The organism is Kitasatospora sp. LaBMicrA B282, from assembly GCF_050325825.1.
Lineage (GTDB): Bacteria > Actinomycetota > Actinomycetes > Streptomycetales > Streptomycetaceae > Kitasatospora.
The window spans coordinates 80,842-97,386 of the sequence record NZ_JBNQTI010000005.1 but is presented as its reverse complement, the minus strand read 5'-3'; the positions used below and the strand labels follow the sequence as shown (position 1 = coordinate 97,386).

Below are 16,545 nucleotides of genomic sequence, written 5' to 3'. Positions count from 1 at the left end.
GGACATCGCCCTCGGCCGCGCACGGTCCGAGGACGGTATGAGGGGGTGGGAGCAGCCGCCGGCGACGCGGATCATGCTCGGGCGTCACGCTGCCTGAGCGAATGTCACTTCCAGGGCCCGGCGGCTGAACACGGGGTAAAGCATCGAACAACTCACGTCTTCGCGGCTCGTGCGACGGCACGCGTTCCCGGAGGTCAGCGGCCTGCGGCCGAAAAGGCGGGTCGGCGGGGCAGCCTGTTGCGGGTCGTCCCGCCGACCCGGTGTCAGCGCCCTTGCCAGCGCGGCTCGCGCTTCGCCACGAAGGCGCGCGGGCCCTCCTCGGCGTCCTCGCTGTGCATCCGGCGCTCCTCCCAGGGGAACCGGGTGGCGAACGCCTGCTCCAGCGGCATGGTCGCCGCGGCCGCCGCGGCCTGCTTGACGGCCCGCACCGCCAGTGGGGCGCAGCGCAGCACGTCCGCGACCCAGCCGGCCACGCAGGCGTCCAGCTCGGCCGCCGGGACGACCTCGTTGACCAGGCCCAACTCGTAGGCCCGGGCGGCGGTCATCGGGCGGCCGCTGATCAGGTGGCCGAGCGCGACCCGGTACGGCGCCTGCCGGGTCAGTCGGAAGACGCCGCCCGCGCCGGCGATCAGGCCGAGCTTGGCCTCGGGCAGCGCGAAGCTGGCGGTGTCGGCCGCCACGATCACGTCACAGGCGAGGGCGAGTTCGAAGCCGCCGCCGAAGGCGTGGCCGTTGACCCGGGCGATCACCGGCTTGGCGAGCTGGAAGCGCTCGGTGAGCCGGGGCCAGCCGGGCTTGCCGCGGCTGCCGAAGGTCGAGGGGGCGGCGGTGCCGCCCTCGATCCGGGCGGCCAGCTCCTTGAGGTCCTGGCCGGCCGAGAAGGCCCGGTCGCCGGCGCCGGTGAGGACGGCCACCCAGAGGTCGTCGTCGGCCTCGAAGTCGTCCCACACCCGCGCGAGTTCCTCGTGCATGCGCAGGTCCATGGCGTTGCGGCGGTCGGGCCGGTCGAGGGTCACGTGGGCGACCCGGTCGCGCTTCTCGTAGCGGATCCTGGTGAGGTCCATGGTCGGGGGTCCGTTCGGCTCGGGCGCGGTTCGCGGCGCGGGTCGGGGCGCCGCCGCAGTGCGGTCGGGGGGACGTGAGCGCGGTCGTGCCGGAGCGCGGTCAGGCGGTGGTGGGCGGGCGTCCGTGGCGGGCCGCGCAGGCCCGCCCACCGGTCAGGCGTGCGGGTGGGCGGCGGCGGTGAAGCGGCCGACCTTGCCGATGACGTCCTCGCTGTACAGCCGCAGTGACTGCTGCATCGCGAACTCGGCCATGTACTGCTGGAAGAGCCGCGGCGGCTCCTCGGCCAGGTTGAGCATCCGTCGGTTGGTCACCACGGCCGGGCTGTCCAGCCGGTCCAGCGACCGTGCCACGGCGGCGTCCAGCCGGTCGGGCTCGACGACCTCGTCGAGCAGGTACCCGGCGTCCGGCTCGGTGGCGTGGATCCGGCGGCCCCAGAGCACCACCTGGCGCGAGATCCGGCCGCCGGCCAGCCGGCCGAGCCGCAGGTTGCCCGCGCCGGGCACGATGCCCTCCTGGGCCGCGGGCAGGCTGACGTAGGAGTCGCTGGCGGCCAGCACCCGGTCGAAGACCATCAGCAGCTGGGCGCCGCCACCGATCGCGAAGGTGTCCACCGCCGCCACCCAGGGCTTCTCGATCACCGGGGTGTGCCAGGCCCCGGCGTGGTCCACCCGCAGGCCGCGCAGCAGCTTGTTGATGTAGCCGAGCTCGCGCCGCAGCAGGAAGTCGACCAGCGAGATCTGCCCGGCGTGCAGGCTCTTCAGGTTGATGCCCGAGCTGAAGACCCGCCGGCCCTGGTAGCGCGGGTGGGTCATCTCGCCGCCACGCAGCAGGCCCACCGACACGCCCGGGTCGAGCAGCGCGAGGTCGACGGCGGTCTCCATGTCCTCGACGTGCCGGTTGTCCTCGGCGTTGAGGCAGTCGGTGCGCACGATCGTCAGGTGGGCGGCGCTGCCACGGCGCTCCAGGCGCACCGAGCCGAGGTCCAGCTGCCCGGTGCGGCGGAACTCCGGCAGCAGGGCGAGCGCGCGGTCGGTGGGCAGGGCCATCGCGTCGATCAGGTGGCGGCCCGCGGTGGGGGAGCGCAGCACCTCGCGCAGGAAGATGCCCTGGTCGATCTCCAGGCCCTCCTTGTCGGCCTGCAACCGGCCCTGCTCGACGGCCAGTTGCTCGGCGGACGGGACCAGCCCGGGGAAGGCCGCGGCGGCGCCGGCGACCAGCTCGGGCAGCCGCAGGTCGAGGACGTGGTCGGCGGTCAGCTCCCGGTAGACCGCCTCGCCGTGCCGGGTCATGAAGCGGCTGCGCACCGCGCGGGCGAGGTTCTTGGCCTCGCCGGCCCGCTCGCGCTGCTCGGGGGTGCGGTGGGCCGGCTCGGGCAGCGCGGCGAGCAGGTCGGCGGTCCGCTCGGCGGTCTCGGCCACCACCCGGCGGGCGAAGGCGAGGTCGGCGCCGATCGCCGGGGGTGCGTCCGGGGCCGCCGCGCCGGGCGGCAGGGTGGTCACCGCGCCACCTCGCGCAGCGTGCGGTCGCACGCGGCCAGGTGGCGGCCGAGCGCCTCCTCGAAGCTGGTGGTGGTCGCGTCCAGCAGTAGCTGGCGGCGGATCGCCGGGCCCTCGCCGGTGCCGGTGAGGGTCGCGGCGAGGTCGGCGAGCGCGGCGGCCGGGTCCTCGGCGAGCTCGTCCAACAGGCCCAGCGTGACCGCTCGTTCGGCCGTGACCGGGGTGCCCAGCAGCACGGTCCGGCGGGTCGCGGCGACGCCGATCTGGTTGGCCAGCCGGTACAGCGCCATGCCGGGCCAGACGCCGCGCGGGCCGGCGGCCGGCAGCAGGCGGGTGCCGGGGCGGGCGATCCGCAGGTCGGTGGCGAGCAGCGCCTCCAGTGCCACGCCGCCGCAGTCGCCGGTGACCAGGGCCACGGTGGGGGCGTCCAGGCGCTCCAGCCGGCGCAGCGCCCGCTCCCACTTGTTGACCAGCGGGAGCGGTCCGGCGGGGGCGACGGTGGGGGCGCCGGTGACGGTCAGCACGACCGGGGCGTGAGCCTGAGCGTGAGCGTCGGCGTGGGCTGCGGCGTCCTCGGCCCGGTCGCAGAGTGCGTTGAGGGCCGCGACGGTGTCGGGCGACAGCGGCGCACGGCCGTCGAGGTCGAGCTGCAGCTCGGGGGAGTGGTTCATGGTGGTGTCGCCTTACGTGCCGGCCCGGTACGGGCGGGGGGTTCGGTGCGGAGCTGCGGTGCGGTGTGCCGGGCGGTGCGCGCGGCGGCGGCCGGCGCTGGTCACCAACGGACCAGGGCGGTCTCGATGGTGGACCCCGGGCCCATGGTCATCAGCACGCCGTGGTCACCGGGTTCGGCGGTCCGCTCGGCCAGCAGCCGCTGGTAGGAGAAGAGGAACGAGCCGCTGGACAGGTTGCCGTAGTCGCGCAGCACGCTGGTGGTGTGGCGCACGTCGTGCCGGGTCAGGCCGAGGTTGACGCCGACCGCGTCGATCACCTTCTTGCCGCCGGAGTGCACCAGCCAGTGGCCGATGTCGCTGCGCCGCAGCCCGGTGCCGGCCAGCAGCCGGTCGACCACCCGCTCGGCGTGCGCGCCGACCACGTAGGGCACCTGCGGGTCCAGGAAGAAGCTGAACCGGTCCTGGTCCCGGTCCCAGTCGTAGCGCATCGCGTCGATCGCGTCGGTGATGATGTAGCTGGCGAACTTCAGCAGGCTCGGACCGCTCGCCTGCGGCAGCGGGAGCTCCGGCTCGCCGGAGAGCACCGCGAGCGCGGCGGAGCCGTCCCCGAAGAGGCTGTTGACGACCGAGGTGCGCATGGTGCCGTCGAAGACGTAGGCGGCGGAGCAGGCCTCCGCGCAGACCATCACGGCCAGCTTGCCGGGGTGTGCGTGGGCCCAACCGGTCACCGCGTTCAGCGCGTTGAGGCCCGCGTTGCAGCCCATGCCGACCACGTCGAGGCGGCTGGTGTGCGGGTCGATGCCCAGCTCGCGGATGATCAGCGCGCTCAGGCCCGGGGTGAGGAAGCCGGTGGTGGTGACGCAGCAGAGGTAGCCGATGTCGGAGAGGTCGGCGCCGGTCTCCTTCAGGCAGTCCTCGACGGCGCGCACGCCCATGTCGACGGCCTGCGCCTTGTGCTTGGCCAGCAGCTCGCCCTGGACCTCCATGACCCGGGCGCCGTCCGGTCCCTGCGGCGGCAGGGTGAGGAATCGGCGCTCGATGGCGCTGTTGAGGAAAACGGACCTGACCCGCTGGTCCTGAATTCCGAAGATGTCCAGCAGTTCCCGCTGGGAATAGGAGTTGTCGGGGACGGCCGTGCCGACTCCGACCATTCGGGCGAGGGGGGCGGTGGCCATGGTCATCGGTAGGTCCATCCCCAACTTCTGGGCTTGCTCCGCAGCAGCGGCGTGCAGGCACTCATGGATTGTACGGTCTTTCTCGTCGGAGCGGGCCGGTAACGTTTCCTCAATTTCCGGCGGATTGCGCGCGGATGAACTCCGCGAGGCGATCGAGTCCGTCCTCGATCTCCGTCGGGCGCAGGTGGCTGAAGGAGAGCCGCAGCACGTTGCGCGGCGTGGCGTCGGCGTAGAAGTGGTGGATCGGTGTCCAGAGCACCCGGTGCTCGGCGGCGCAGCGCGCCAGCAGGTCGTCACCGGCCGGGAACGGCACGGTGAGCAGCAGGAAGAAGCCGCCCTCCGGCACGTTCCAGCTCACCCCGGGCAGGTCGGCGAACCGCCGCTCCAGCCCGGCCAGGACCCGGGCCAGGTTGCCGCGGTAGGTCTCGGTCTCCCGGGCGTTGGCGGCCCGCAGGCTGTGCCCGTGCGCCAGCAGCTTGCCGCCGATCACGGCCTGCGCGATCGGCGAGGTGTTCACCGTCAGCATGCTCTTGAGCTTGGCCAGCTGGTCGGCGAGCAGCGGCTGCCCGGCCGGTGCGCCGGTCACCCGCTGGTCCGCCAGCACGTAGCCGACCCGGGCCCCGGGCAGGCCGGTCTTGGCGAAGGAGCCCAGGTAGACGACCTGGCCGCCGCGGTCCAGGGCCTTCAGGGTGGGCGGGCCCGCCGGGTCGCCGAACAGCCCGTAGGGGTTGTCCTCCAGCAGCAGCAGGTCCTCGGCGGCGGCGATCGCCAGCAGCCGCTCGCGCTTGGCGCGGTCCAGCCGCACCCCGCTCGGGTTGGCGAAGTCGGGGATCACGTAGCAGGCCCGCGGGTTGCGGCCGGCCGCCCTGGCCCGGCGCACCACGGCCACCAGGTCGTCGAGGTCGATCCCGTCGGCCGCCTCGCGCACCGGCAGCACCGGCAGGTCCACCATCATGGCCGCGCCGTGCACGCCCACGTAGCTCGGGGTGACCGCGAGCAGCACGTCGCGCTCGTCGCGGCGCAGCGCGCGCAGCGTCAGCCAGAGCGCCTCCTGGCAGCCGACGGTGACCACCAGGGCCTGCGGGTCCGCGGTGATGCCCTCGTCCACCCGCAGGTGCTCGGCGATCAGCTCGTGGATGATGCCCTTGGTCCGGCCGTACTGCAGCAGGGTGCGGCGCACCGCGCTCTCGTCGCCGGCCAGACGTTCTGTCAGGTACGCGCGGAAAGCCTCGAAATACCGGGGTACGTCGGCCGGGTCGAAGAACCCCTCGAAGGGGCGTCCGGCAGCCAGCGAAATGGCGTCGGGAAATCTGTGGGCAATCTCGTTGAGGAAGTTCATGGATTCGCTGACCGGTGCGGTCAGCGCTTCATGAAGACCCGTCAGCTCAAGTTCCATGGCCTCGTGCTCTCTGGTCGTGCGGGGAGCAGGTAATCACACTGGCCGCCACAGGACAACTGACGTCCGGTGAGCTGGGGATTGCGTCGAATTACCCACCGGAACGTATGGCGAGTTCATCTTCGGTTCGCTTCTCGGCGATCTTGTGTTCCCGGCCGCAGGTCACTCTCGGACCCGGCGAGTGCAGCCCCGCGGACCGGCACCCCGGTCGCCGGAGGCGGGCCGGACGATGCGCCGCTCCCCACTCGCCCACCACCGCCCGGACGCCGGGGCGGGCAGGCCCGGGAAGCTGCGGTCCGCGGAGCGCCCGACGGACCCCTGCCGCCATCCCACGCATCCCCGCCCTGCGCCCAACACCCCTGCGCCCGTGCGCACCTGAGAGAGGACCAACTCGATGACCAACCCGTTCGACGACGCCGAAGGCACCTTCCTGGTGCTGGTGAACGACGAGGGTCAGCACTCGCTGTGGCCCGCCTTCGCCGAGGTGCCGCAGGGCTGGACCGTCACCCACGGCCCGGCCGGCCGCCAGGACTGCCTGGACCACGTGACCGCCACCTGGACCGACATGCGCCCGGCGAGCCTCGCCCGCGCGATGGCCTGACCGCCCCTCACCCCCCGGGACGCGACTGATGCACCACGCCGAGTGCCACCCCGCCCACTACCGCCTGCGCTGCACCGTCTGCGGGCAGCGCCGACCCGACGACGGGCTGGCACTCGGCTGCCCCGAGCCGCACGCACCGGGCCTGCTGCGCACCGAGTACCAGGACACCGCCTTCACCCCCGACACCGCGCAGCAGGGCGTGTTCCGCTACCACCACTGGCTGCCGGTGCGCCGCACGCTGCCCGGCACCGGCCGCACCGCGGTCCACCGCAGCGAGCGGCTGGCCGCCTCGCTGGGCCTGCGCGAGCTGTGGATCGCCTTCAACGGCTACTGGCCCGAACGCGGCGCCGACCTGACCACCGGCAGCTTCAAGGAGCTGGAAGCGGCCACCGTGCTCGGCCGGATCCCCGAGGACGCCGGCACCCTGGTGGTGACCTCGGCCGGCAACACCGCTGCCGCCTTCGCCGAACTCTGCGCCCGGCACCGGGTCCCGGTGGTGATCGTGGTCCCGGCCAGCGCCCTGCCAAGGCTGCGCACCCGAACCCCGGGCGGCGAGCTCGTCCAGGTGGTCGCGGTCGAGGGGGCCGACTACGCCGACGCCATCGCCCTCGGCGACGCGCTGGCCCAGCAGCCCGGGTTCACCCCCGAGGGCGGGACCAAGAACGTGGGCCGCCGGGACGGGCTGGCCACCGTCCTGCTGGCCGCCGTCGAAGCGATGGGCTCGCTGCCCGACCACTACGTCCAGGCGATCGGCAGCGGTGCCGGCGCACTCGCCGTGCACGAGGCCGCGCTGCGGCTGCGATGTCGCCCCGGCCACGAGAGCGAACCGCTGCCCCGCCTGCTGCTCGCCCAGAACGCCTGCTACGCCCCGGTGCAGCAGGCCTGGCAGACCGGCGAGCGCCCCTGGCTGACCGGCGGCGAGCAGGACCAACGAGCCGCCGCCGAGCGGGCGTTCGCCCCCGAACTGACCAACCGGCGCCCGCCCTACGACCTGCGCGGCGGCCTGCACGAGGTGCTCACCGAGAGCGCGGGCCAGGTCCGCACCGCCGACGCCGCGGCGGCCCGCGCGGCGATGGACGCCTTCCACGACCTGGAGGGCGTCGACATCGAACCGGCCGCCGGCGTCGCGCTCGCCGCACTGCGCGACGCGGTGCGCGAGGGCCGGCTGGCGCCCGACGCCCGGGTCCTGCTCAACATCACCGGAGGTGGCCGGGCCCGGCTGGCCCTGGACCACCGGCTGGTCGGACACGAGCCCGCCCTGCTGGTCCCGCGCGAGGCCGCCCAGCGCCCCGGCGAGGTCGGCGAACTCGCGGCCCGCCTCAGCGCCCGAATCGGCGCGAGCACGGGTGCCGGCGCCGGGGCAGGCCTCGGTGCCGGCTTCGGCTCCCGCGAGCTGCGACCGGCGGTCGTCTGACCATGACCACGCACACCGGGCCGCGCTCGGCCACCCCGCCGACCCAGTGCCCTCCGCAGACCTCGCCCACCGTGACCCCGCGGTTCGGGGAGCTCACGGCCGCCATCCGCGCCGAACTGCGCCCCACCGGCAGCACCGACCCGGTGGCCGCCCGGGTCGCCGCCGCCCTGGCACCCTTCCTGCCGCACCCGGACCTGCTCACCCCCGCCCAGCTGGAGCCCGACCCGCACGCCTACCGCCAGCACCTGCTGCACGTCGAGCCGGACGGCTCCTTCTCGGTGGTCGCCCTGGTCTGGCTGCCCGGCCAGGCCACCCGGATCCACGACCACACCGCCTGGTGCGTGGTCGGCACCTACCTCGGCGCCGAGCAGGAGACCGCCTTCCGGCTCGCCGACCGGGACGGGCGAGCCGTACTGGAGCCGGTCGCCACCACCGTCCTGCCGGCCGGCACGGTCACCCACCTGACCCCGCCCGGCGACATCCACCTGGTGCGCAACGCGACCACCGGCAAGGTCGTCTCGCTGCACGTCTACGGCACCGACGTGAGCGCCCGCGGCACGAGCATCCGCCGGGTCTACGACCTGCCGATCCTTCCGGTCCCGGCCGGCGAGGACCGCCTGGTGGGTGCCGCCGCCCCGTGACGGTGCCCGCGGGTGTCGGCCGGGACACGGAACCGGCGGGCAGTCGCCCGGTCCGTCAGTCGATCGGTCCGTCAGTGGCCCGGTCCATCAGCCGATCGGCCGCACCTGCTGGGCCTGCGGCCCCTTCTGGCCCTGGCCGATCTCGAACTCGACCCGCTGCCCCTCGTCGAGGCCCCGGTAGCCGGAACCCACGATCTCCGAGAAGTGCACGAAGACGTCCGGACCGCCACCGTCCTGCTCGATGAACCCGAACCCCTTCTCCGCGTTGAACCACTTCACCGTGCCCTGGGCCATCTCGTTCTTCCTTCCTCGCTCTGCGCCTGTGACCGGTCGTCGCAGCACGCGCGGTGAGCCAACGAGCCCGGGCGTCCCCGGGATGCGCGGCTGTCCGCCGTCCGTGGAACCGGGGGAGCGGGCGGCACCCCCGTGGCGCTGGGCGGTCAGCCGATCGGCCGTGACCATCGGTGCCCGTTTCGCTGCCCAACGTGACATGATCCCGGTGTACAGCGGTTCGGGTCCGGCAAGGGGAAGACATGGCAGAGCGTCAGCACGGCACGGTGAAGTGGTTCAACGAGGAGAAGGGGTACGGGTTCATCAGCCCGGAGTCCGGCCCCGACCTGTTCGTCCACTTCCGGGCGATCGAGGGGGCGGGCTTCAAGTCGCTGGTGGAGGGGCAGAAGGTCAGCTTCGAGGCCGTCGAGGGCCAGAAGGGGATGCAGGCCGACCGGGTGCGCGTCGAGGACTAGGGCAGCCGAGTCGGGCCGGGCCGCGGTCGGTCCGGCCCGACTGTTGCGGGGCGGAGTCTAGGGGATCCGGCTCGACGAGTTGCAGATTTTTGAAATTCGCGATTCCGTGCGACGGTGCCTGTCCTAGCTTCACGGGCATGGCAGAGACAGATGTTGCACTGAAGGAAGCCATGGCGATCGAGGGCGCCCTGGGGGTGGCGCTGGTCGACTACGGCAGTGGCATGGCACTGGGGCTGCTGGGCGGTGGCCTCGGGCTGGACCTCACGATCGCGGCGGCCGGGAACACGGACCTGGTCCGGGCGAAGCTGCGCACCATGGAGATGCTCGGACTGGACGACGCGATCGAGGACATCCTGGTGACGCTGAGCGGTCAGTACCACGTGATCCGCCCGCTCACCTCGCGCAGCGGCCAGGGACTCTTCCTCTATCTGGCGCTGGACCGGTCCCGGGCGAACCTCGCGATGGCCCGGCACCGGCTCAAGCAGATCGAGACCTCGCTGGAGATGTGATGCACCGTCCGCTCTACGAGGTCAAGGCGGAGTTCTTCCGGATGCTGGGCCATCCCGTGCGGATCAGGGTCCTGGAACTGCTGCAGGGCGGGCCGCTGCCGGTCCGCAGCCTGCTGGCCGACCTGCAGATCGAGCCGTCCAGCCTGTCCCAGCAGCTCGGGGTGCTCAGACGCGCCGGCATCGTGGTCTCCGTCCGCGAGGGCGGCACGGTGCTCTACAGCCTGGCCGGCGCCGACGTCTCGGAGCTGCTCCGCTCCGCCCGTCGGATCCTCACCGTCCTGCTCAGCGGCCGCGAGGAGGTGCTGGCGCAGCTGCGCGACACCGAGGACGGCGTCCCGTTCACCGTGGTGGCGGGGGTGGCCACGGAGCCCGAGCCGCACGAGGAGCGGGGGCGGGCCGGCTGAGACCGGCCGGGCAGTGCCGCTGCGGCCGGGTGGACGCCCGGCCACAGCGGCACAGCCCCGGTGCCGGTCCGGGCCGTCGCCTCGTCACCGAGCGTGATCGTTCGAGGTCGATCGCGCGGACCGCGGTCATCCGAGGAACGAGACGATGCAGCGACCTGGCGGAAAAACCCGGGCATAGTGCTAGAAATGACAACATGGTCGAACAGACCGGCCGATCGCGGATCGTACCCAGAAAGCCACTGATCGCGAGAAACCGTCGGAGCGTCGCCACTCAGGTCTTCGTTCTGGAACTCGTGGTCGTGGTCCTGCTCGTGCTCGGGGCGATCCTGGCGCAGGTCCTGCAGTCGCGGCGGAGCAGCGACACCGAGGCCAAGAACCGGTCGATCGCGGTCGCCGAAACCTTCGCCCATTCCCCCGGCCTGCTCGCCGCGCTCAAATCGCCCGATCCGTCGGCGATTCTCCAGCCGATCACCGAGGCCACCCGCAAAGTCGCCGGTGTCGACTTCATCGTCGTCATGAACGACCAGGGAATCCGTTACACCCACCCGCTGCCGAGCGAGATCGGCCAGCGGTTCGTCGGCACCATCGGCCCCTCCCTGCACGGCCAGGTCTACACCGAGAGTGTGCACGGCCCGCTGGGCCACGAGGTCCAGGCGACCGTCCCGGTCTTCGCCCCCGACGGATCGATACCCGCCCTGGTGTCGGCCGGGCTCCGGGTCAACAACGTCACCGCCGCCGACAACCGGCAGCTGCCGCTGATCCTCGGCACCGGCGCCGCCGCCGTCGTGGTCGCCACCACCGGCACCGCGCTGATCGCCCGCCGGGTGAAGCGCCAGACCCGCGGCATGGACCCGGGCGAGCTGGCCCGGATGTACGAGCACCACAACGCCGTGCTGCACGCGGTCCGCGAGGGCGTGGTCATCGTCGGACAGGACGGGCAGCTGCTGCTGGCCAACGACGAGGCACGCGAACTGCTGGGCCTGCCCGCCCAGGCCGAGGGCCGCCACCTGGGCGACATCGAGGGCCTCACCCCCGAGACCACCGAGCTGCTGCTGTCGGGCCGGGCGGTCACCGACGAACTGCTCCAGGTCGGCGGCCGGCTCATCGCGGTCAACCAGCGGCCGACCGACCCGCACAGCCGCGCCATGGGCACGGTCGCGACCATCCGCGACTCCACCGAGCTGCTCGCCCTCTCCGGCAAGGCCGAGGTGGCCGGCCGGCGCCTCGCCCTGCTGTACGAGGCCGGCGTCGGCATCGGGACCACCCTCGACGTCGAGCGCACCGCCCAGGAGCTGGCCCGGGTCGCGGTGCCCGGCTTCGCCGACTTTGTCACCGTCGACCTCGCCGACCCGGTGCTGCAGGGCGACGAGCCCACCGGCGGCGCCGTGAACCTGCGCCGCACCGCCGTCCACGGCATCCGTGACGACCACCCGTTCTACCCGCGCGGCCGGCTGACCGCCTTCATCCCGTCCTCCCCGATGGCCCGCGGTTTCGACAGCGGCCGCTCGCAGGTCCTCCCCGACCTGGCGGTCGCGCACGGCTGGCAGGCCCAGGACCCGGAGTGGGCCGGGCACATCATGGACTTCGGCGTCCACACGCTGATCACCACCCCGCTGAAGGCCCGCGGCATCATCCTGGGCGTCGTCAACTTCTGGCGGTCGCAGAAGCCCGAGCCGTTCGACGACGACGACCGCTCGCTGGCCGAGGAACTGGTCGCGCGGGCCGCCGTCAGCATCGACAACGCCCGCCGCTACACCCGCGAGCACGCCATGGCCGTGACCCTGCAGCGCAGCCTGCTGCCGCGCGCCCTGCCCGAGCAGAGCGCGCTGCAGGTCGCCCACCGGTACCTGCCCGCGCAGTCCGGCGTGAGCGGCGACTGGTTCGACGTGATCCCGCTGCCCGGCAGCCGGGTCGCCCTGGTGGTGGGCGACGTGGTCGGCCACGGGCTGCACGCCGCCGCCACCATGGGCCGGCTGCGCACCGCCGTGCACAACTTCTCCGCCCTGGACGTGCCGCCCGACGAACTGCTCGGCTACCTCGACGAACTGGTCAACCGGATCGACCAGGAGGAGGCCGACAGCGGTGCCGGCACCGGCGTCACCGGTGCCACCTGCCTGTACGCGATCTACGACCCGACCTCCCGGCTCTGCACCATCGCGACTGCCGGCCACCCGCCGCCCGCACTGGTCGAGCCCGACGGCACGGTCGTCTTCCCGGACCTGCCGACCGGCCCACCGCTCGGCGCCAGCGGGATGCCGTACGAGACCACCCAGGTGCAGCTGGCCGAGGGCACCCAGATCGTGCTCTACACCGACGGCCTGATCGAGGAGCGCACCCGGGACTTCGACGTCGGCATGGACCTGCTGCGCACGGCGCTCTCGCACCGCGACCGCGGGCCGGAGGAGAACTGCCGGGCGGTGCTGGACGCGTTGCTGCCGGAGCACCCGCAGGACGACGTGGCCCTGCTGATCGCCAGGACCAGGGTGCTCGGCCCGGACCGGGTCGCCGAGTGCGACGTGCGCTCCGACCCGGCCGCCGTCGCCGACATCCGCGCGTGGAGCGCCGCGACGCTGGACGAGTGGGGCCTGGAAGAGCTGTCCTTCGCCACCGAGCTGGCCCTGAGCGAGCTGGTCACCAACGCCATCCGCTACGGCTCGGAGCCGGTGCGGGTCCGGCTGCTGCGCGACCGCAGCCTGATCCTGGAGGTCTCCGACGGCAGCAACACCTCACCGCACCTGACGTATGCGGCGAGCACCGACGAGGGCGGGCGCGGCCTGTTCCTGGTGGCCCAGCTCACCGAGCACTGGGGCACCCGCTACACCCCGCACGGCAAGGTCATCTGGGCGGAACAGGCCTTCCCCGCCTCGGTCCGCAGCCTGGGGCCGCAACGGCACGAACCCCCGCACGCCGTTCCGCTGCCGTCTTCGTGAGCCTCAGGCCCAGAAGTCGTCCGTGGTCCGCAGATCCTCGACGCACTCGTCGAGGTCGGTGATCTTCTCGCCGACGATGCGGAACACGATGCCGCCCATCGTGTCCAGCCGCTTGCCGGCCCGCTCGCCGCCGAACCGGTGCACCGCCATCACGTGACCGCGACCGTCGACCAACAGGTGCTGCATCCGGACCCAGAAGGTCCCGTTCGTCTCCGCCGCGAGCTCGCCGTAGTAGCCGAGCACCGCGTCCACGCCCTTGAAGTCGCCGGACAGCTTGTGGCTCCCCGGGACGTGTTGCGTGCAGTCGGTCGTCATCATGCCTCTGAGGGTCTCCATGTCACCCCGGGAGAACGCCTCGTACCCCTTGCGGATCAGCGCGGCATGTGGGTGTTCAGCCATGACCTTTCGCCGCCTTCCTGGCTTCCCGGCTTCCTGGACGAGCAGGGACTCGGGCTTGCTGATGAGACCCACCCTGTCACCGGCCACCCGGCCGGTCCACCCGGGGCACCTCGGGAGCCGACAGCACTCAGCCGACGACCAGGCGTTGCCGTCCGTCGATGAGTTCGCGCACGGCGTCCAGGTGGCCGGCGTGGGTGGCCGTCTCGGTGATCATGTGCAGGACGACCTCGCGCAGGTTGTCGTACCGCCAGTCACCGAAGAACTCCGGCCACCAACCGGGGGCCGCGTCCAGGTCGGCACCGGCCAGGAAGGCGTCCGCGAGCTCGCACTCCCGGCGGTAGCGGGCGAAGACCTCCGCGGCACTCAGCTCCGGAGCGGGCTGCCACGCGTCCTCCTCGGACCCGAGGATCTCCTCGATCGCCGCCTCGTCGCCGGCCGCGACCGCCCGGAACCAGAACTTCTCGTCGTCCACCGCGAGATGGTGCACCAGCCCGAGGCACGTCCACCCGGACGGCAGCACCGGGCGCCGCAGCGCCTCCTCGTCCAGGCCCTCCAGGATGCCCAGGACGTGCGCGCGCTTGCTGGTCAGGACGCCGAGCAGCGTCGTCAGTTCAGTGTCAGTCATGGGCCGGACGGTATCCGGGCCCACTGACAGCCGCCGAGGTATCGATCGGAGCACACCGGGAGTCACGCCCCCTCTCATCCCGCGGCGCCGGCTGCCCGGGCTGGGCTCTGGCGGGCCTGGGGGTAGTGGCGGGCCATGAACTCGGCGGTGATCTCCAGCTGCCTCAGCATGCCCTCGGTCTGTTCCGGGGTGGCCCGGGTGCTGTGGCCGGCCAGGGCGCTGCTGCCGGTCTTGAGGTAGACGGGTGAGGCGACACGGACGAAGTCGGGGGCCTCGTAGGTGCGGATGAAACCGCCGGAGGTCCTGGTGTTGTCCACGTGCACGTCGAGGGGGATCCGCACCGACTGGCGCAGCGCGGCGATGATCGGCAGGGTCAGGTCCCGCACCGGGTTGAGGCTGTCGGCGCCCAGTCGCTCCAGCACCTGGGCGGCGGCGCCGTTGCCGAGACCGCAGTGTGCGGAGACCTTCAGGTGGACGTCCGCCGGGATCTCGCCCGCCTCCCGCAGCCGCCCCAGCACCGCCAGCAGGCCCTCGTCGTGCAGGATGAAGCCGCGCACCCCCACCTCCAGCGCGCGCCGCACGTCCTCCAGCGCCCGGACCAACTGCTCCTGGCCGCGCAGTCGGTAGCCGACCCGGGCGCCCTCGGGGGTCTGCACGGTGGCGCCGATGTCGTAGACGGCGCGCGGGCCGACGGACATGAGGATCTGCGCCCCGTACTCGTGCCCGAGGGCGACGTAGTCGCGGACCTCGTCGAGGGTGTGCCGGCTCAGGCCGAAGGTCTCGGTGATCCGGTTGACGGTGAACCCGCGCTTCCGGCTCTCGGACAGCAGGGTCTCGACGGCTCGGACGGTGTTGACGGTGGGGGCCTCGATGCGCCAGTGGCAGCCGTCGGCGAAGGTTGCGCCCGACACCAGGGTGTTGGTGTCCGGGTCGCGGTCGGGCACCCCGAACCCGCGCAGCCATTCCCGGCTCTGCTCGAAGAACATCCCATCCCCTGTTCTGTGCCGCACTGTTGCCCGTACCTGGTGGCCGGTACCTGCCACCCTGCGGATGGAACACGATGCAGGCATCGGCCGGAGCGGATCCGGTCGAAACCACCCGGAAGACGGAATCGGGGCAGCCGAGCCAGGTGGGTGGGCCACGAGGGGCGATCGGGAGCCCGACGCCGCCCGTCCGTGGCCCGCACTACCGGTCTCCGCGGGAAGGCGACCTCGACCGCACCCGCCGGGCGCAGGCCGGTGCCGGCGCGGACACCCAACTCGTCCCGCCGCCTTGTCCACCGACGCGAACCCGAGCTGATCGTCCGGGCCTACCCCACCGGTGGGCCGGGTGATCCGCGCCGCGGCAGTGCCAGGGAACGGTGCACCACCATTCGCCCCGAGTGCCCGTCCGGCGGCGGGCGGGTGCGCAGGTCAGTGGGGTCGGGCGGGGGCGAGCACGACGATGTCGTCCTCGTTCAGGCTGCCGGCGACCACCGTTCCGTGGTGCTCGGCGACGCTGGTGAGGAAGCCGTACGAGCCGTCGTCCGTGCGCAGGTCGTGGACCGGGCGGCCGGCGAGGTCGAAGGCCATCGCCCAGGTGACGGGGGTGGGCTTGGGGCGCACCACCTCGGGCAGGTTCCACAGCAGGACGCGCAGGAAGCCGGCCCGGGGGAGCAGCCGGTCGAGCAGCGCGTTGCGGGGCGCGGCGATCGCCACCCAGAGCAGCCCGTCGCTGCCGAGGCTCATGTTGTCGGGCAGGCCGGGGAGGTTCTCGACGAACGGCTCCATGGTGCCGGCCTTCGGGCCGGTGAGCCGGAAGGTGCTGACCCGGTACCCGGCGGTCTCGGCCACGAGCAGGTACGAGGCGTCGGGGGCGAGCACCAGGCCGTTGGCGAACTTGAGGTCGTCGCGCAGCACGGTGACGGTGCCGTCCGGGTCGCGTCGGACGAGCATGCCGGTGCAGGAGTGCTCGACGATGTCGCCGAGGTAGTGCTCGACGTCCCAGCGGCGGGTGGACACGGTGAACCAGATGGTGCCGTCGGGGCCCTCGACCACGTTGCTGGCGAAGACCAGGGGCCGGCCCGCGACGGTGTCCACGAGGACCTGGACCGTGCCGTCGGCGGACAGGCGCAGCAGGCCCCGGTCGTGGTCGCAGACCAGGACGCTGCCGTCGGTGGAGGGTTGGAGTCCCAGCGGCCGGCCTCCGGTGTTGCCCAGCAGGGTGCGGGCGCCGGTGGCGAGGTCGATGCGGATGACGCTGCCGTCACCGAGGCCGGCGAGGACGCGGCCCTCGCCGTCGAAGATCACGTCCTCGGGGCCGTGGCCGCCGGTCGCCACCCGCCGGGCCACCGAGAGGCGACCCGTGGCGGGGGTCCGCCCCTCGTCGGCGGGAGCCGGGGGCGGGGTCCAGCGGCGGGGCGAGATGAGGCGGCGGGTCATCGTCACGGGGGGCTCCCTGGCTGGGTGTTGGCGACGTCACGGCGGGGCGGCCG

General features: G+C 73.0%; 17 protein-coding genes. 7 read left to right on the top strand and 10 right to left on the bottom strand.

From position 1 onward, the window contains the following. Positions 1-263 precede the first annotated feature (263 nt). From dpgD to ACQRUO_RS02915, 5 genes are all read right to left on the bottom strand, one after another. Positions 264-1,064, bottom strand: a complete 801-nt coding sequence (gene dpgD / locus ACQRUO_RS02935) for an enoyl-CoA-hydratase DpgD (RefSeq protein ID WP_428314080.1) — start codon at positions 1,062-1,064, stop codon at positions 264-266. Between the two features lie 153 nt (positions 1,065-1,217). Then, complete coding sequence (gene dpgC, locus ACQRUO_RS02930; protein ID WP_428314079.1) at positions 1,218-2,564, bottom strand: (3,5-dihydroxyphenyl)acetyl-CoA 1,2-dioxygenase DpgC; 1,347 nt, start codon at positions 2,562-2,564, stop codon at positions 1,218-1,220. Then, the gene (gene dpgB, locus ACQRUO_RS02925; RefSeq protein ID WP_428314078.1) at positions 2,561-3,232 is read right to left on the bottom strand and encodes an enoyl-CoA-hydratase DpgB; all 672 of its coding nucleotides are present in this window, start codon (positions 3,230-3,232) and stop codon (positions 2,561-2,563) included. The genes dpgC and dpgB overlap by 4 nt, the downstream gene beginning before the upstream one ends. A 101-nt stretch (positions 3,233-3,333) precedes the next feature. Further along, positions 3,334-4,425: a 3,5-dihydroxyphenylacetyl-CoA synthase DpgA gene (dpgA, locus tag ACQRUO_RS02920; protein WP_428314077.1), complete on the bottom strand. Its 1,092-nt coding sequence runs from the start codon at positions 4,423-4,425 to the stop codon at positions 3,334-3,336. A 91-nt stretch (positions 4,426-4,516) separates the two neighbouring features. Then, entirely contained in the window at positions 4,517-5,803 is a 1,287-nt protein-coding gene (locus tag ACQRUO_RS02915; protein WP_428314076.1) for a PLP-dependent aminotransferase family protein, read from the bottom strand. A gap of 394 nt (positions 5,804-6,197) precedes the next feature. Here ACQRUO_RS02915 and ACQRUO_RS02910 point away from each other — a divergent pair, with 394 nt between their 5' ends. From ACQRUO_RS02910 to ACQRUO_RS02900, 3 genes are read left to right on the top strand one after another with little or no spacing between them, the layout of a single operon-like run. Continuing rightward, entirely contained in the window at positions 6,198-6,404 is a 207-nt protein-coding gene (locus tag ACQRUO_RS02910; RefSeq protein WP_428314075.1) for an MbtH family protein, read from the top strand. A 28-nt stretch (positions 6,405-6,432) separates the two neighbouring features. After that, positions 6,433-7,818: a cysteate synthase gene (locus ACQRUO_RS02905; protein ID WP_428314074.1), complete on the top strand. Its 1,386-nt coding sequence runs from the start codon at positions 6,433-6,435 to the stop codon at positions 7,816-7,818. A 2-nt stretch (positions 7,819-7,820) separates the two neighbouring features. Next, on the top strand, positions 7,821-8,459 hold the full coding sequence (locus ACQRUO_RS02900; RefSeq protein WP_428314073.1) for a cysteine dioxygenase: 639 nt from the start codon (positions 7,821-7,823) through the stop codon (positions 8,457-8,459). 87 nt (positions 8,460-8,546) lie between these two features. Here ACQRUO_RS02900 and ACQRUO_RS02895 read toward each other — a convergent pair whose 3' ends face one another. Then, entirely contained in the window at positions 8,547-8,753 is a 207-nt protein-coding gene (locus ACQRUO_RS02895) for a cold-shock protein (protein ID WP_428314072.1), read from the bottom strand. 239 nt (positions 8,754-8,992) lie between these two features. Between ACQRUO_RS02895 and ACQRUO_RS02890 the strand changes: the two genes are divergently transcribed. The 4 genes from ACQRUO_RS02890 to ACQRUO_RS02875 all read left to right on the top strand — a co-directional run bounded on the left by ACQRUO_RS02890 (position 8,993) and on the right by ACQRUO_RS02875 (position 13,048). After that, positions 8,993-9,205, top strand: a complete 213-nt coding sequence (locus ACQRUO_RS02890; RefSeq protein ID WP_428314071.1) for a cold-shock protein — start codon at positions 8,993-8,995, stop codon at positions 9,203-9,205. 137 nt (positions 9,206-9,342) lie between these two features. Then, positions 9,343-9,714 carry a hypothetical protein gene (locus tag ACQRUO_RS02885; protein WP_428314070.1) on the top strand — a complete coding sequence of 124 codons (372 nt, stop codon included), beginning with the start codon at positions 9,343-9,345 and terminating at the stop codon, positions 9,712-9,714. Next, positions 9,714-10,118, top strand: a complete 405-nt coding sequence (locus ACQRUO_RS02880; RefSeq protein WP_428314069.1) for an ArsR/SmtB family transcription factor — start codon at positions 9,714-9,716, stop codon at positions 10,116-10,118. The genes ACQRUO_RS02885 and ACQRUO_RS02880 overlap by 1 nt, the downstream gene beginning before the upstream one ends. 194 nt (positions 10,119-10,312) lie before the next feature. Continuing rightward, the gene (locus ACQRUO_RS02875) at positions 10,313-13,048 is read left to right on the top strand and encodes a SpoIIE family protein phosphatase (protein ID WP_428314068.1); all 2,736 of its coding nucleotides are present in this window, start codon (positions 10,313-10,315) and stop codon (positions 13,046-13,048) included. A 3-nt stretch (positions 13,049-13,051) separates the two neighbouring features. On the opposite strand, the gene ACQRUO_RS02870 is transcribed toward ACQRUO_RS02875, so the two are convergent. The 4 genes from ACQRUO_RS02870 to ACQRUO_RS02855 all read right to left on the bottom strand — a co-directional run bounded on the left by ACQRUO_RS02870 (position 13,052) and on the right by ACQRUO_RS02855 (position 16,492). Continuing rightward, entirely contained in the window at positions 13,052-13,447 is a 396-nt protein-coding gene (locus ACQRUO_RS02870) for a nuclear transport factor 2 family protein (RefSeq protein WP_428314067.1), read from the bottom strand. Between the two features lie 127 nt (positions 13,448-13,574). After that, positions 13,575-14,072 (bottom strand): DinB family protein, encoded by a 498-nt coding sequence (locus ACQRUO_RS02865; protein WP_428314066.1) that lies wholly within the window; start codon positions 14,070-14,072, stop codon positions 13,575-13,577. A 74-nt stretch (positions 14,073-14,146) separates the two neighbouring features. Next, positions 14,147-15,058 carry a peptidase gene (locus ACQRUO_RS02860; protein ID WP_428314065.1) on the bottom strand — a complete coding sequence of 304 codons (912 nt, stop codon included), beginning with the start codon at positions 15,056-15,058 and terminating at the stop codon, positions 14,147-14,149. A 426-nt stretch (positions 15,059-15,484) separates the two neighbouring features. Further along, positions 15,485-16,492, bottom strand: coding sequence for an SMP-30/gluconolactonase/LRE family protein (locus ACQRUO_RS02855; protein WP_428314087.1), 1,008 nt, complete (start codon positions 16,490-16,492; stop codon positions 15,485-15,487). Positions 16,493-16,545: the final 53 nt, after the last annotated feature.